Raw genomic sequence first — 16,371 nt, forward strand, 5'->3', positions numbered from 1 at the left:
TTTGACAGTCATTATAAATTGTAGTAATCTAAGTATACAATTAAAACATACCTTAAAGATATGTTTTAGAAAAATATTAATTCCTACTAATGAGTAGGGAAAGAGGTGGTACAGTGATTGCTATACGAAACGTAACGAAAGAGTTTGACGTTAATAAGCAAAAGGTTACTGCATTATCTGATGTAAACTTTACCATAGAAAAAGGCGATATATTTGGCATTATTGGCTTCAGTGGAGCTGGTAAATCTACACTGCTTCGCATGATTAATGCCTTAGAGGTACCTACCTCTGGTCATGTTGAAGTAGATGGTGTGAATATCAATGGTTTAAGTTTTAATGAGCTTAGAAAGGTTCGTAAGCGCATCGGCATGGTTTTTCAACAGTTTAATTTGTTGAATGCTAAATCTGTGTATGATAATGTGGCTATCCCGCTAATTCTTAATAAGGTGCCAAAATCAGAGATTGATAAAAAGGTTAAAACCTTATTAGATTTTGTTGATTTAGGCGATAAAGCAAATGCATATCCTGGCGAATTATCTGGTGGTCAAAAGCAACGTGTAGGTATTGCTCGTGCGCTAGCTACAGATCCATCAATTCTGCTTTGTGATGAAGCAACAAGTGCTCTTGATCCAGATACGACAGAGTCTATTCTTCAATTATTAGAGCGCGTTAATCGTGAACTAGGGGTAACAGTTGTTATCGTAACTCATGAGATTGATGTAATTCAAAAAATTTGCAATCGCGTTGTGGTTATGGAACATGGAAAACTCATAGAGAGTGGTTCTGTACTTGAGGTGTTTAGTAAACCAAAACATGAAACAACGAAACGATTTGTTAGAACTGTCATTCCTGATGAAATTCCATCAACAGTGAAACATACCTTGGCCTGTGATAAAAGGCCGTATACTATTCTTAAGATGCATTTCTTAGGAAATAATACGACCGATAATGTTTTATATCATATTAATAAAATTTTTGATTTAGAAACGAGCGTGTTATTTGCTACAGTAACGGAGTTAGAACATACAGTACTTGGTATTTTTATTGTTCAGTTTATTGGTGATGATCTTGAAGTGGGCAAGGTAAAAGAGTATCTTGTGACACAAGGTATTGAATGGCAGGAGGTGACACTATAATGGACTTCTTTATGAAAGAACTTGGTGTTCCCGGTTCGCAGTTATTGCTAGCCGCAGAACAAACATTATATATGGTGTTCCTATCTCTATTTATTGGTACTGTATTAGGTCTAATTATTGCAGTTACACTGGTAGTAACAAATCCTAATGGTATCGTTAAAAATAGTATTGTCTATACCATTACAAATACCATTGTTAATATTGTGCGTTCCGTACCATTTATCATTTTGATGGTATTTATCTTGCCATTAACAAAGATGATTGTAGGGACTCGTGTGGGAACCACGGCAGCTATCGTACCACTTGTTATATTTATTGCCCCTTATCTAGCTAGACTCTTTGAAAATTCTATTTTAGAGGTTAATAAAGGAATTATCGAGGCTGCACAATCAATGGGAGCCTCTCATTTTGAGGTGATTTGGCATTTCCTTTTACCAGAAGCAAAGGGTTCGCTTATTCTATCTATTACAACAGGTACCATAGGTCTTATTGGTGCTACTGCTATGGCTGGTGCCATTGGTGCAGGTGGTGTAGGTGATTTGGCCCTCACCTATGGTTATGAACGGTTGAACTTCCCATTGATGCTATTTACCGTTGTTATTTTAATTATTTTTGTTCAAATTATTCAAACAATAGGGAACTACTTTGCACGTCGTGCACGTCGTTCCTGATTTGATGAAATAGATTCTAGTCATCTTGATTGTGAAAGTATAAAAGTATAGGAGAATATACCATGAAATTAAAAAAACTTCTTGCCCTCGGTGCGGCATTAGTATTTAGCGTAGCTTTTATCGCAGGCTGCGGCTCAAACAGTAGTGATAATGGTGCTAAAAAAGAGTTAAGCTATAGTAAATCTCAAGGCCCTTACTCTGAATTGTTTGAAAAAGGTGTAAAACCAATTTTGGAGAAACAAGGCTATACCTTTAAGGGCGTAGATATGTCTGACTTGGTACAAGCAGACCAAGTGTTGAGCGATGGTGAAGTAGATTTCAACGTTGAACAACATACAGCATACATGAAAAACTTCAACGAAAAACAAAATGGTCATCTTGTAGCCTTAACTCCAATTCCAACAGTACCAGCAGGTATCTTTAGTGGTTCTAAAACATCTTTAGATCAAGTGGCAGATGGTGATACTATTGCAGTACCTAATGATGCATCCAACATGGCTCGTGCTTATGCGTTATTGCAAAAAATCGGTTGGATTAAACTTGATCCAAATAAAGATTTAGCGACAGTAACACAAGCAGATATTATTGAAAATCCTAAACACCTTAAATTTACAGAAATGAAATCCCTTACAATTCCTTCTGTACGTACTGATTTCGATTACATTGTCATTACTGGTGCGATTATCTATAATGCAAAAATCGATCCTAAATCTGCATTGGCAAATGAAGATGTATTGCCACAATGGTTGTTACAAGTTGTAGTTAACGAGAAAAACAAAGATGCACAATGGGCAAAAGACATTGTAGCAGCTTACCACTCTCAAGAATTCAAAGACTACATGGAAAAAAATAACAACGGCTTATGGTTTGTTCCAAAAGGTGAATAATATAATTTAGTAAGCTAATTACAATTGAAATATTTTTACAAAATAGATAGATAGCGATACCAATTAGATTCAATTCTTTACTTCTAAGGGGTATCGCTTTTTATTGTTATAAAAGCTATTACTAACAGTTTATTAACTATTAATAAGTATTATGATTGAGTTTATATCATCTTATTAAAATTTTTGATATACTAAATAGGCAATTTTTGCAATTTTTGTTTTGAAGTAGTAAGGAGAGTTTCTAATGAAGTTGAATTGGAAATTATTCGCACCGCTTGTAGTAGCTATTATTGTATGGCTCATCGGTGCTCCTGAAGGTCTTAGCGCAAATTCTTGGATTTATGTAAGTATTTTCGCTGGCCTCGTGGTAGGATTGATTTTAGAACCAATCCCACCAGCTTTCATCGGTATCATTGCAGTTACCGTGTCTATGTTGTTTAAGGTTGGTCCTGCCCCTGTGGTAGATAAAGCAACCGGTGTCGCTAAGGCGATTACTGATGCGCAAGCTATCAGCTGGGGACTTAGTGGTTTCTCTAATGCCATCGTGTGGTTGATCTTTGCAGCCTTCATGATTGGTATTGGCTATGAAAACTCAGGCCTTGGTCGTCGTATTGCCTTGTTCTTGGTAGCAAAGCTCGGTAAGTCCTCTTTAGGTCTTGGTTATGCTATCGCTATTACGGACCTTGTGTTGGCTCCATTTATTCCAAGTAATGCGGCTCGTTCTGGTGGTACGATTTATCCAATCGTATCTAGTATTTGTCCAATGTTTGACTCCTATCCAGATAAGAACCCTCGTAAAATTGGTTCCTATTTGAACTGGGTAGCGTTGGCAACTACATGTGTATCTAGCTCTATCTTCTTGACTGGTGCAGCGCCAAACCCATTGGCTCTAGAATTGTCTGCTAAATCTGGTATCGTAGCGGCGAACTGGGGCACATGGTTCTTGGCATTCTTGCCAGTGGGCCTTATCTTGTTCATCATCACTCCGTTGTTGACCTATGTATTCTGCAAGCCAGAGGTGAAAGGTTCCCCTGAAATTGCAGCGTGGGCAAAGGATGAGTACAAGAAGTTAGGATCCATGACACGCAGTGAAATTTTCATGGCCTTGATTTCTGTGTTGGCTCTTGTATTGTGGATTGGTGCTTCTACATTTAAAGTAAACCCAACTACAACAGCTTTAATTGTTATTATCTTAATGATTTTCACTAAGATTATGACATGGCAAGACTTCCTTGCTAACAAACCAGCATGGAATGTTTTGACTTGGTTCGCTACACTCGTACCTATGGCTTCCGGCCTTAAAAATGTAGGTTTCTTGGACTGGCTTGCTAAATCTGCAGGTGGTTCTTTAGTGTCTCTAGATCCAACTATGGCAGTTCTTGGTTTGCTGTTAGCATTCTGCTTGCTTCGTTACTTCTTTGCATCTGGTACTGCTTATGTAACGGCTATGGTAGGCTTATTTGCTACTCTAATTCTTCAAATTCCTGGCGTTGATCCAGCGCAAGTTATGTTGATTCTTTTAGTACCAATGGGGATTATGGGTATTCTTACACCATATGGTACTGGTCACAGCCCAATCTGGTTTGCTAGTGGCTATAATAAAGGCCCTGAATTCTGGAAATTAGGTGCTATCTTTGGAATTATCTACCTCGCTATCTTTATCGTGGTGGGGATTCCATGGATTCAGTTCGTAATGCCACTTTTAGGATAGCTAAATAGAGCCCCTCGTATCATTCTGCTCGCTCTCCATCCCTTGTAAGTCGAGCTTACAGAACGCTACGAGGGGCTTTCCTTATATCCGAAAATGGCATAGCTCACTTCAAGAGGGCAAGTCGCTTAGTAGATACAATGTGACTTCTTTTTATCCTAAAATGGCAATACTCCACAAAGCTCGACAAATCTAAAAAAATAAATATAATAGTGGTGTGATAGTAAATTTCTTATCTCGGTTTTCTAAGGGAGGTGTTTATTATTATGTCTACTTCTGAGCGTGTGGTGCAATCGATTTTATATGAGCTTGGTTGTATTTTAATTGGTTGTTTGGTAATGGAGTTTGTTCCGCATGAGGGACAGCCTTTTGTATTAATGGTTATTTTTTCCTTACTAGCTATGGTTTGGAATTTTGTGTTTAACTGGATTTTTGATAAACTAGTACCAGGTGATCGATTAGCACGGGGCCCAATTATCCGTACAATCCATGCCGTATTGTTTGAAGGTCTATTTATGCTTGCTACTGTACCGATTATTATGTACATGATGCAGATGACCTTTTGGATGGCTTTTATGACGGATATAACGATGACATTGGTTATCTTAGGTTATACGTATGTGTATAATTGGGTGTATGATCGAGCGCGTCTATATTTTGTAGAGGCTTAATTTGAAATATGAGGTAGGTACCTCTTGTAAAATCTATATCGTATAGTAGGAGGTTCTTATGTCTACAAAGTCTATTACGGGCACAGGTCTATTGTTGGCCGTAGCCTTATTGGCGCAAAGTTTGCGTCTCATTTTCCCCTTTATTCCTAACCAGGTGAGTATGTTCCTCATCGGTTCTATTACATCTGCTACGTTTGTACTCGCCACATGGCGCTATGGTTGGAAAAATGGTCTCGTTATCGCCTGGATTGCGCCTGTAGTAGCGCATTTACAAGGTATGTTGCCGTTGCCACCGTTTATTTTGATTACCGCCCTTGGCACGACTGCCTATGTATTTGTAGCCTATTGGTTACAACATAAACCGAAGGTATTGCTTATTGTTGTGGCGGCTTTAGTGAAAGCAGGTGTTCTATTCGGTGGATATTCTTTGTTCTTCTCTCTATTCCAATTTCCACCGAAGATTGTAAATACTATGTTGTTTGTGTCTAGTTGGCCGCAACTAGTGACGTCTTCTTTGGGCATTATCTTGGCATTGCTTATTACAAAACGTACAAAAAATTAGGCTAACTTAACCTAGAGTTATGGCAAGCCATTCAAAATAGATATGACTTTTTGGGGGCACTCATGGCGTATGAGTGCCCATTTTTGTTGACCTTAATCATTGTCTACTTTTATAATTAATATATTGTATACAAATATGAGGAGTTGAATGGAATGAAATTTAATACAAAATGCGTTCATGGCAGCGGTAGACCAGATAGCACTGGTGCAATTTCCCCTGCAATTTATATGTCTAGTACATTTTCCCATCCAAAGTTGGGTGATACAACAGGTTATCAATATACGCGTGAGTCTAATCCAACGCGTGACCGCTTGGAACAATTGATTGCAGGCCTTGAAGACGGTACAGATGCATTGGCATTTTCCTCTGGTATGGCCGCAGTGGATGCTGTATTCCATCTATTCTCCCCTGGAGACCATATCATCTTAGGCGATGACTTATATGGTGGCTCTATCCGTATGTTCACAAATATTTACGAACGAAATGGCATTGAGTTTACCTATGTAGGTACATCTGATCTTGATGCGGTGAAAGCAGCTTTCAAACCGAATACAAAGGCCGTTTATATTGAAACACCTACTAATCCTATGATGGAGATTACTGATATTCGTGCTCTTTGTGCGTTGGCCCATGAGCGTAATGCGCTTGTAATCATCGACAATACATTCTTGAGCCCATATTTCCAAAAACCTTTAACGTTGGGTGCAGATATTGTCGTTCATAGTGGTACAAAATTCATCGGTGGTCATCACGATGTTATTTCTGGTTTTACCATTGTAAAAGACGATGAATTGGCTGCGAAATTGCGCTTAATTTATAAAACTGTAGGTGCTTGCTTATCTGCAATGGATAGCTGGCTCGTTATCCGCGGCGTCAAAACATTGGCCCTTCGTATGGAGCAACATCAAAAGAATGCCATTGCTCTTGCGGAATGGCTCAAAAAACAACCTAAGGTTACAAAGGTATTGTTCCCAGGTCTTCCAGAACATCCAGGCTATGAGATTAATAAAGCCCAAACAACAGGCTTCGGCGGTATGTTGTCCTTTGAAGTAGATAGCGAAGAAACGGCTAAAAAAGTATTAGAAGGCATTGAGCTTATTCAGTTTGCTGAAAGTCTTGGCGGTACAGAGTCCTTGTTGACTTACCCTGTAACGCAAACACATCCAGATTTAAAACCAGAAGATGCAGAGCGCAAAGGTATTACACGTCGCTTATTGCGCCTATCTGTAGGTATTGAAGATACTGATGATTTGATTGCGGATTTGGAACAAGCTTTCAATAAATAAAGGAGTTCCTATGGGACAATATAATTTTGATCAAATTTTAGATAGAACTCACACAAAATCTTTAAAATACGATTTTGCTGTAAAACGCGGTAAACCAGCTGATGTGTTGCCATTCTGGGTGGCAGACATGGACTTTGAGGTTCCCCCTGAGTTAAAGCAAATCCTATTGGACCGCGTGAACCATGGTGTCTTTGGTTATACCGAATCCGATGATGAATACTTTGAAGTGCTACAAAATTGGTTTACCACGCGCTTTGACTGGACGCCAGACCGAAAATGGCTTGTTAAAACTCCAGGTATCGTCTTTGCTTTGGCCATGGCTGTTCGCGCTTTCACCAATGAAGGGGAAGGCGTGCTTATCAATCAACCGGTGTACTATCCATTTAGTATGGTTATCGATGATAATGACCGTCGTCTCATCAATGTGCCATTAATCAAAGGTGAAGAGAAGTACACCATTGATTTTGAGGGCATTGAACGGGCTATCGTTGAAGAGAATGTTACATTATTCCTATTATGTAATCCCCACAATCCGGTAGGCCGCGTGTGGACTGAGGATGAGTTAAAATGTCTTGGCGATATTTGTATTAAACATAATGTACTCATCGTAAGCGATGAAATCCACGCTGATTTTGTTTGGAAAGGACATACTCATAAGGTCTTTGCTGACCTAGGTGAAAGCTATGCAGAACACTGTATCGTATGTACTGCACCGAGCAAGACTTTCAACATCGCCGGTTTACAAGTAAGTAATATTTTCATTCCTAATGATTCCTTACGTCGCCGTTTTATTAAAGAAATCGATCGCGCTGGCTATAGTCAGCTAAATACGATGGGCATCGTTGGTTGTGAAGGGGCCTATAAAGTTGGGGCACCTTGGCTCGACGAGTTAAAAGAATATATTCAAGATAATATTCAATTCACCATCGACTATGTAGCAAAATATATGCCGAAAATTCATGTATATCGTCCGGAAGGGACATATCTCATGTGGCTAGATTGCTCCAAGTTGCCATTAAGTCCTAAAGAACGTGATGAATGGATTATCAATGAAGCTAAATTGTGGCTTGATACTGGTTCCATGTTTGGCGTTGATGGGGAAGATTTTGAACGTATCAATGTAGCGTGTCCTCGTAAAACATTGGAAGAAGGTCTTGAAGCTTGGCGCCGTGCCTACGAGGCTAGAGGGTTTTAACTAAATTAGTTATTTTTTTTTAGATTAGGTTATCAAATTGTTTAGTGTGTAGAGGTGATAATATGCCTATTAAAGTAATAAAAAATTTACCGGCCATTACGAAATTAGCTCAAGAGAATATTTTCGTGATGGATACAGAACGGGCGGAGACTCAACAAATCCGACCTTTAAATATTCTGTTAATCAATTTGATGCCTACTAAAGAAGTTACAGAAACACAAATCTTACGTGCTCTTAGTAATAGTCCATTACAAGTGAATTTGACACTACTACATACTGCATCTCGTAAGGCTAAAAATACGGATGAGCAATATTTAGATACTTTCTATCGTACCTTTGATGAGGTGAAAGACGGGTTCTTTGATGGTATGATTATTACAGGTGCTCCTGTAGAGTTAATGCCTTTTGAAGAGGTAGACTATTGGTCTGAGTTAGTAGAAATTATGAACTGGAGCGAAGAACATGTATGCTCTACGTTCTATATCTGTTGGGGAGCTCAAGCTGGTTTGTATCACCACTTTGGTATTAATAAATCCATCATGGATGAAAAGCTATTTGGTGTGTACGAACATGATATCTACAATGATCGACCAGTACTCTTACGTGGCTTTGATGAGAAGTTTTGGATGCCTCACTCCCGTCATACTACAGTTTCCTTGCAACAAATTAAGGAAAACCGCGATTTGGAATTATTGGCGGGCTCTGACCCAACAGGTGCCGCTATCGTTCGTAGCTTAGATAATAAACATATCTTTGTCTTTGGTCATGCGGAATATGATTGGGATACACTCAACCGTGAATATGAACGGGATATCAAAAAAGGTATGGATATTGCGGTTCCTGAAAACTATTTCCCTGATGATGATCCTAAACAACGTCCTATCGTACGGTGGCGTTCTGTAAGTACATTGTTATTTACAAACTGGTTAAACTATTATGTTTACCAAGAAACACCGTACATTATTGAACAAATTCAAAAAATGAAATTTGAACGTGATAAGAACTTAGGTGCCTATATCTAAAGTATCATTAGTAGAAGATCCCCTAATTACTGCTGAAATCTCTAGTGTGAGATGATATAAAGAAAGTAATTAGGGGATTTTTATTTGTTATCAATTGAGTTCGCTTTGCAGTTTTGCAGAATAGCGAGCTTTGGTTTGTATAGATATATTGGATATAGCTTTAAGTTATGTCTAACAATATAAATTAATAGTAGACATAATTTTTAAAACATAGTAGTATACTAGGTATAAAGAATGAACTCAATTCACAGTTAATATAAAGGAGTTGTTATAATGAGCAAACAATACAGATTTGAAACATTACAATTACATGCCGGTCAAACGGTAGATCCAACAGGTTCTCGTGCAGTGCCTATTTACCAAACTACATCTTTCGTATTTAAAGATGCAGAAGAAGCAGCAGGTCGTTTTGCCTTAACTAATCCTGGTGGCATTTATTCCCGCCTTGGCAATCCTACTACAGATGTATTAGATGCCCGTGTGGCAGAACTTGAAGGTGGTGCTGGTGGTATCGCAGTAGCATCTGGTTCCGCAGCGATTACATATTCTATCTTGAACGTAGCTGATGCGGGCGATAATATCGTTGCTGCATCTACATTGTACGGTGGTACTTATAACTTGTTCACTGCTACATTGCCACGTTTGGGTATTCACACTAAATTCGTAAACCCAGATAATTTGGAAGAATTCGAAGCAGCTATTGATGAAAACACTAAAGCTGTTTATATCGAGTCCATTGGTAACCCTGGTATTAACCTTGTTGATGTACAAGCAGTAGCTGATATTGCACATAAACACAATATCATCTTGATCGTAGATAACACATTTGCATCTCCATACTTGTTCCGTCCATTAGAACATGGTGCTGACGTAGTTGTACACTCTGCTACTAAATACCTAGGTGGTCACGGTACAACATTGGCTGGCGTAGTAGTAGAATCTGGTAAATTCGACTATAAAGGTTCTGGTAAATACCCTGGCTTCTCCGAAGGCGATGAACACTACAATGGCTTAGTATATGGTGATTTGCCAATCCCATTCACTGTAAAAATCCGTGCTCAATTGCTTCGTGATACTGGCGCATGCATTACTCCACTTGCATCTTGGCAAATCTTGCAAGGCGTTGAAACATTGTCCTTGCGCGTAGAACGTCACGTAGAAAATGCTCGTAAAGTAGTAGATTTCTTGACTAAACATCCTAAAGTAGCATGGGTAAGCTACCCAGAATTAGAAGACAGCAAATACAAAGCTTTAGCCGATAAATACTTCCCTAAAGGTGTTGGTGCTGTATTCACATTCGGCGTAAAAGGTGGCAAAGAAGCAGGTATTAAACTTGTGGACTCCTTGGAAATCTTCTCCAACTTGGCTAACGTAGCAGATGCTAAATCTCTTGTTATTCACCCTGCATCTACAACACATGCACAACTTAACGAAGAACAACAAAAATCTGCTGGCGTAACACCAGATATGATCCGTGTATCCATTGGCCTTGAAAATATCGACGATATTATCGAAGACTTGGCTCAAGCTTTGGATAAAGCATAACTTCTTACTTCCATTATGGAAATATTATAGATCAAACTTTCAGAACATACAAATGACATTCTTGAGCTTTGACCTCGCTTAAGAAATAGAACACAAACTATCAGACCTATAAAACTTATACAAAAGACCTCCCTTCTTGGGAGGTCTTTTTGTGTTGAAGTATGTATTCTAGTTAATTGTAAATTAGATTGTTGTGTTATGGTAGATATCTATAAATATATAGTAATATCTGGAGGATAGAAAAAAGACCTTGGATTCAACGATCCAAGGTCTTTTAAAGGGAGTATAGTGTGTGTAACGTTTGGTCTGTGGTGTGTGAGCACAGACCCTTTACCTATTGTGTGAGATAGGGTTTTGGGAGAGCCCTTTATGAGTTATAGGGCTCTCTAAGTTTGTGTGTTAGTTTGTGTTAGAGAGTGTATCCATTGGGATACTGTGTGTATAGTATGTGTGTTATATGTGTAGTGTGTCATCTTAGTGGGTTAGGATAGGGGTTCACTAGATGAAAAGAGCTTCTTAGTATTTTGTAGTTTTTACTTTAGCGCTTAAAACTTTACCGTTCATGCCATCAACTTTTACTTCTGCTTTTTTATCGCCACCAGTTGTCATGTCGAATTTGTATACAGCTCGGCCGTTTTCACGTTCAACAGTCCATTCCATAGTTTGGAAGTCGGAACCAACTTTTTCAAGAGCTTTTGTTTCAGCTACTTCAGGGATGATGATGTTTTGAACGTTAATAGTTTTGTTAGCTTTAGCATAGCCTTTAACTTCTTTACCAACGATTTGGCCAGTTGCTTCGTCTACTTTAAGTTCTACTGCACGATTGTTGTAGTAACCTTCTACTTCATAGTAAGGGTTATGTTTAGCATCGTAAGAAATAGATTTTACAGTAGCGCCAGGGAAGTTTTGTTGGAAAACTGTAACAGCGCCCATGTAATCAACAGAATAGTTAGCTTGAGCGGATGGAGCTACGCTACCAACGCCTTTCCAGTTGCTATTGTTGTTGTAAGCATGGTTGCTAGCTGCGCCAACTACGCCTGCTAATAATACTGTACTAACGCCAAATGCACATAATACCTTTGATACTTTTTTAACATTTTTCATAATGAATGCCTCCTAATATAAGGTACTTTTATATACTGTTTTGTGAAAGTAGATTTTACTCAATCTACTTACGTATAATTTAATGTTGCTACATGAATATAAGATGAAATCCAAAGTTTTTTGTATGAAGATGAGTATATCTTTTAGTTATTATAAACGATTGGTAATAACTATAATGTATAGTCAAAATAACAAAATACTTGAAATTGCCGTATATATAGTATTAGACTACATAGTTAACTAAAAGTCAACACACGTAGTTGACAATTAAAAATACAAGTGATTTAATTTAGATAGTTAGTAGATTGTAGTTTGTTGATGTGTTATTAATGGAGGTATACCATGAGTTCTACCGTGTCGAAACAAGGTCGTATCACTACCCGTCAGTTAACGATGACAGCACTCTTTGTCGCATTGATTGCCGTAGGTGCTTTTATACGGGTACCATTACCAAATTGTCCATTTACATTACAAATCTTATTTACTACCCTCGCAGGCATTGTATTAGGCAGTCGATTGGGGGCTGCTAGCGTTGGCATATACATTGTCTTAGGTTTAATTGGAGTACCGATTTTTACATCTGGTGGTGGTCCTGGTTACATTTTACAACCTACCTTTGGCTATTTGATCGGTTTTATGGTAGGTGCTTATGCAGTAGGTCGTATTGCAGAATCTATGGAGAAACTTTCCTTTAAACGATTATTAGCAGGTTCCATATTAAATCTATTTATCGTATATGGTCTTGGTATGATCTATCTATACTTCATTATGAACTTGTATTTAGGTAAACCAATTGGAGTAGAGGCCGTTATTATTACATGCTTCTTGATTCCAGTAGGTCCAGATATCTTCCTTTGTGCCGTTGCGGCATCTCTTGGCAAACGAATTGTTAAAGAATTACATCGATAATATAGTCTTTATATAATATTATTATATATTTATTAAAACCGAGGCGTTATGCCTCGGTTTTATTTGTTTACAGATCTATTTAAGACTGTTTAATGATATCTATTTAAGATTGTTTAATGATATCTCTTTCAGCTTTATTAAGACTATTGATTTAATATTATTTATTTAAGGATATACATAACCTAAAATAGGTTCTGCTGTTTTTATTTTGGTTACTTCTACATATGGTTGAGCACGACCGTGGAAGTCTCGTGTAGATACTTTGCCTTCGATAGAAACCCATTGTTCATTAGCTAAACTATCGCCATCTGTTTTATGAGCTGTCATGCCAATGGGAGCTACGTCAGCGATGCAACAAGACATGGCCATACGAGAGATGGTAAATTCATTAGATTTTAGCGTATTATCATCGCGATTTACATAGCCTGTCATATATACAGTGTAGTCCTTGTATTGCTCTACATTAGAGCCGACCTTTACTATGGTTTGATAGAAGTTATCGGAGTTTAGTACGATTTCTTTTTTGTCTTTAGAAATGCCAGGCTCTTTGCTTTCACTATTAACGGTAATAACCTCACCTATAGCATCATTTGTAAAATCAAAATTATTCGTATCATCATTAACCCGTGCCGCGCCGTGAACACCAGTATTAGGAACTAGGACAGGGGGAACAATGAGCAAAACTACGGGGATAATAATAGGCACGATAGAACGTAAATTGTGCTTGTAATAGCGGGATGGAGCCCAAATGATAGTTGCTAATCCACCTAATATGAGAGCTATGCTACTGATGCCGAGCAGTAGTTCATATCGGGGTGCAATATAGTTCAAATAACGGCCCGTCAGAATTAGGTATACACAGCAGATACCTAAGATGAGATAGAGAGCGCCTTTCACGATTGAAAAGCGATCTTTCAGTCCTAATTTCATAGAATCATCTCCTTTTATATTTATTACGAACTGAAATGGTAATGACTAAAATTAGCCTACAAAGAATTGAAAACCTAATGCTGTTATATAAGACATAATTACAATAGTTATGCCTAGACGAAGTATGAATGAAGTTGGCATATATTGTTTTAAAATATATACATTTTTAATATCGAGCATCGGTCCTAAGATGAGGAAGCCCATAACTGAGCTTATAGGAAATAGGGTGCTCAAGGATTTGCCTATAATAGCATCTGATGTAGAACAGATTGAGAAGAAGAAAGCTAATACTAGCAAGATTGGAATAGCCCACACGATAGGTAATGTGATACCCGCATTGATGAGCCAAGGTTTTCCGTATACTTGGACTACTGATAAAACAGAGGCTGCCATGGAGAAATAGAATAAGAGTTGGGAAAACTCTTTTTCCATATGAATTAACAATCTTTTTTTGTTGATGTATTTACTCTTAGATGACTCTATTAAAATCTCTTCGTAGCTAAGATTCTGGGTATTTCTAGATTTCATTATTTCCTTTGAAGGTGGATAGAAGCGGAACGATAATGCCACTAATAAAGCTACGCCAAGTCCAAGGACGATACGCCATACAGAAATCATGGGATTATCTGGAAAGGCATACCAAGTGGAGAGAATGGTAATAGGATTGATGATTGGGCTGGCTAGCATAAATAGGAGGGCCACTGATAATGGTACGCCTCTATCTGTGAGTGCTTTGAATAATGGAATAATGGCACAGTCACATACAGGTAAGGCTAGGCCACTAACCATAGCGGCACCATAGCTTTTCCAAGAATAATCGCCTAATAGTTTTAGTAGTACGCTCTGTGGCACAAAATAGCGTATAACGGTTGACCCAATAGTTCCTAATAAAAGGAATGGAATCGCTTCGACAATGAGCCCTGTAATGATGGCAAAGCATTGATGAATGGAGTAAGGAATGTCATGACGGAACGCGGTAACTAAAAGTATATAGGCGGTAATGCCGATAACTAATAGATTTGGTATGAGGCCCCACGTAGAATTGCGACATAATTGCTCTACCTTTTCTGGCGTTGGCGCTGTTACAATCTTGGCCTCTCTATTATAGGTCCGTAATAAGGCATGGTGTGTATCGGTCTCCGTGATGATGCAATCTGCACTGTATAATTGGCTTGTTACGTCATTACCTAAACCAGGCAACATCGATGCGACGAATTGATCCGTACAAATATATAATACCTTTTCAATTTGCAACATGTGACGCAGCTTATCACTGTATAGCAGGGTTTCTAGCTGGTGAAAGCTGACCATACCATTCCATTCAATCCATATTTCTTTGGGATTTGTCTTATTGATATAGGTTGCGATTTCGTCTGCTATAGAACTATAGGTGTCAGGTTGATTAGGTGTGATTGCACTGAGTTTATCAGGGCTAAGTTGTAAAGCATCTTTAATAAGTGATACAGAGCCTTGTTCGGCACTGATACATGCTGTGCCGCCAAGTTTTTTACGGTATTGTAATTGTTCATTTATGAATGTACTTTTACCAGAACCGATAAATCCGGTAACGATATAAACAGGTATCATGATTGACACACTTCGTTATGTACCATTGGCACATTAAAATCAGTACCAATAACGACTAAGCTGTAGTCAGTGGATTCGCTAGGTACTAGGGAGCAGTAATGCGTACCGTATTGCAACTCATGGGGACCTTCGGTGGTAGGTACAATACCTTTAGCACGGAGCACACTGTCTGGCATACCTTCCAAGATCGTTTTCCACTGTAATACAGTGAGTGTGCGCAAGTCTTTAAAGGTATGACTCATAAATAGATGCTCATCATGTAATGAATTGTCATCATGACAGTGATAGAGGCGTTTAATATAGTCTCGTAAGGAAATGGTATCCCATGACTCTTCGTGAATAGGTGTATTGGGAGCTAACTCGTGAATCATGCGCTTTGTAATGCTTGTTTGTTGAACATCCTCGGTGTGACTCAAGAAGATAGCGTCACTGTTTGTGATTTGATCTTTAAAGAATAAACCAAAGTTTTTGATAAACATAGGTGCTTGCATAGCATCCACCGTTGTTACTGAGGCGTGAACATAGGCGGATTTCGCAATGTCTTCATCTTCACATGTATGGATGATTTCACTCAATTTGCTGACCCCAGATGGTTCGATATAGATAATATCTACATCATAATTTTGAAGAATATCGAGTAATGCTTGTTGGAAATTTCCTTGTAAGCTGCAGCAAATACAACCAGACGTTACTTCACGAATAGTAGCACCTGTTTTAGCAAGATTTGCCGCATCAAGACTAGTTTCGCCAAAATCATTTTCTATAATTAAAACCTTGTCTGTAGGTTTATGTTCTTTTAGTATATGTTGTAAAAATGTTGTTTTTCCCGAACCTAGAAATCCGGATATGATAATAATAGGAATCATATGTGCCTCCTGAGTAAGATAAACACAGTATACACCTATAGAATAACACAGAAAATACATCCTAGGGTATATGCATAGTTATGAGAGCTCTATTATTCTTAAAATTCTCTTTAAATATATGGATTATATACATTATATGAGTATATTAACAGATGTATTTAATATTCATAATTAATTGTGAAAAACCTAGGGATTATCAATTTCTCTATATATGAATGAATACTCTTGTTTGAATATATATTAATTTTATATTTTTTTGAAAAACATAAAAAAATCCCTCCTATAGAAGGCT

Annotated in this window: 15 protein-coding genes; 11 read left to right on the plus strand and 4 right to left on the minus strand. The window is 38.1% G+C overall.

What is annotated here, in order from left to right; genetic code table 11:
- Window positions 1-113: 113 nt before the first annotated feature.
- The 10 genes from VEIS1202513_RS01210 (at window position 114) to VEIS1202513_RS01255 (ending at window position 10,683) form a co-directional block, all read left to right on the plus strand.
- Window positions 114-1,136 (plus strand): methionine ABC transporter ATP-binding protein, encoded by a 1,023-nt coding sequence (locus VEIS1202513_RS01210; protein ID WP_213467965.1) that lies wholly within the window; start codon window positions 114-116, stop codon window positions 1,134-1,136.
- Complete coding sequence (locus VEIS1202513_RS01215) at window positions 1,136-1,807, plus strand: methionine ABC transporter permease (RefSeq protein WP_213467615.1); 672 nt, start codon at window positions 1,136-1,138, stop codon at window positions 1,805-1,807. The genes VEIS1202513_RS01210 and VEIS1202513_RS01215 overlap by 1 nt, the downstream gene beginning before the upstream one ends.
- A gap of 62 nt (window positions 1,808-1,869) precedes the next feature.
- On the plus strand, window positions 1,870-2,694 hold the full coding sequence (locus VEIS1202513_RS01220; protein ID WP_105085183.1) for a MetQ/NlpA family ABC transporter substrate-binding protein: 825 nt from the start codon (window positions 1,870-1,872) through the stop codon (window positions 2,692-2,694).
- A 244-nt stretch (window positions 2,695-2,938) separates the two neighbouring features.
- Complete coding sequence (locus tag VEIS1202513_RS01225; protein WP_213467616.1) at window positions 2,939-4,405, plus strand: DASS family sodium-coupled anion symporter; 1,467 nt, start codon at window positions 2,939-2,941, stop codon at window positions 4,403-4,405.
- A gap of 263 nt (window positions 4,406-4,668) precedes the next feature.
- Entirely contained in the window at window positions 4,669-5,073 is a 405-nt protein-coding gene (locus tag VEIS1202513_RS01230; protein WP_213467617.1) for a PACE efflux transporter, read from the plus strand.
- A gap of 58 nt (window positions 5,074-5,131) precedes the next feature.
- Complete coding sequence (locus VEIS1202513_RS01235; RefSeq protein WP_024066506.1) at window positions 5,132-5,635, plus strand: ECF transporter S component; 504 nt, start codon at window positions 5,132-5,134, stop codon at window positions 5,633-5,635.
- Between the two features lie 152 nt (window positions 5,636-5,787).
- On the plus strand, window positions 5,788-6,921 hold the full coding sequence (locus tag VEIS1202513_RS01240; protein WP_213467618.1) for a trans-sulfuration enzyme family protein: 1,134 nt from the start codon (window positions 5,788-5,790) through the stop codon (window positions 6,919-6,921).
- 10 nt (window positions 6,922-6,931) lie between these two features.
- Window positions 6,932-8,116, plus strand: coding sequence for a MalY/PatB family protein (locus tag VEIS1202513_RS01245; RefSeq protein ID WP_213467619.1), 1,185 nt, complete (start codon window positions 6,932-6,934; stop codon window positions 8,114-8,116).
- Between the two features lie 62 nt (window positions 8,117-8,178).
- A complete protein-coding gene (gene metA / locus VEIS1202513_RS01250; protein ID WP_213467620.1) occupies window positions 8,179-9,138 on the plus strand; it encodes a homoserine O-acetyltransferase MetA in 960 nt (319 codons plus the stop codon).
- Between the two features lie 273 nt (window positions 9,139-9,411).
- On the plus strand, window positions 9,412-10,683 hold the full coding sequence (locus VEIS1202513_RS01255; RefSeq protein WP_213467621.1) for an O-acetylhomoserine aminocarboxypropyltransferase/cysteine synthase family protein: 1,272 nt from the start codon (window positions 9,412-9,414) through the stop codon (window positions 10,681-10,683).
- 516 nt (window positions 10,684-11,199) lie between these two features.
- Here VEIS1202513_RS01255 and VEIS1202513_RS01260 read toward each other — a convergent pair.
- Window positions 11,200-11,787, minus strand: a complete 588-nt coding sequence (locus tag VEIS1202513_RS01260; RefSeq protein WP_213467622.1) for a PepSY domain-containing protein — start codon at window positions 11,785-11,787, stop codon at window positions 11,200-11,202.
- A gap of 342 nt (window positions 11,788-12,129) precedes the next feature.
- Here VEIS1202513_RS01260 and VEIS1202513_RS01265 point away from each other — a divergent pair, with 342 nt between their 5' ends.
- The gene (locus VEIS1202513_RS01265) at window positions 12,130-12,696 is read left to right on the plus strand and encodes a biotin transporter BioY (protein WP_105094649.1); all 567 of its coding nucleotides are present in this window, start codon (window positions 12,130-12,132) and stop codon (window positions 12,694-12,696) included.
- Window positions 12,697-12,861: 165 nt separating this feature from the next.
- Here the strand turns inward: VEIS1202513_RS01265 and VEIS1202513_RS01270 are convergent, their stop codons facing one another.
- Genes VEIS1202513_RS01270 through VEIS1202513_RS01280 form a run of 3 tightly spaced genes read right to left on the minus strand, consistent with a single transcriptional unit; the run spans window position 12,862 to window position 16,079 of the window.
- A complete protein-coding gene (locus VEIS1202513_RS01270; RefSeq protein WP_213467623.1) occupies window positions 12,862-13,626 on the minus strand; it encodes a TIGR03943 family putative permease subunit in 765 nt (254 codons plus the stop codon).
- A gap of 51 nt (window positions 13,627-13,677) precedes the next feature.
- Complete coding sequence (locus VEIS1202513_RS01275) at window positions 13,678-15,213, minus strand: permease (protein WP_213467624.1); 1,536 nt, start codon at window positions 15,211-15,213, stop codon at window positions 13,678-13,680.
- Window positions 15,210-16,079, minus strand: coding sequence for a CobW family GTP-binding protein (locus VEIS1202513_RS01280; protein ID WP_213467625.1), 870 nt, complete (start codon window positions 16,077-16,079; stop codon window positions 15,210-15,212). Before VEIS1202513_RS01280 ends, VEIS1202513_RS01275 begins: the two co-directional genes overlap by 4 nt.
- Between the last annotated feature and the right edge of the window lie 292 nt (window positions 16,080-16,371).

The organism is Veillonella orientalis (assembly GCF_018406505.1).
GTDB lineage: Bacteria > Bacillota > Negativicutes > Veillonellales > Veillonellaceae > Veillonella > Veillonella nakazawae.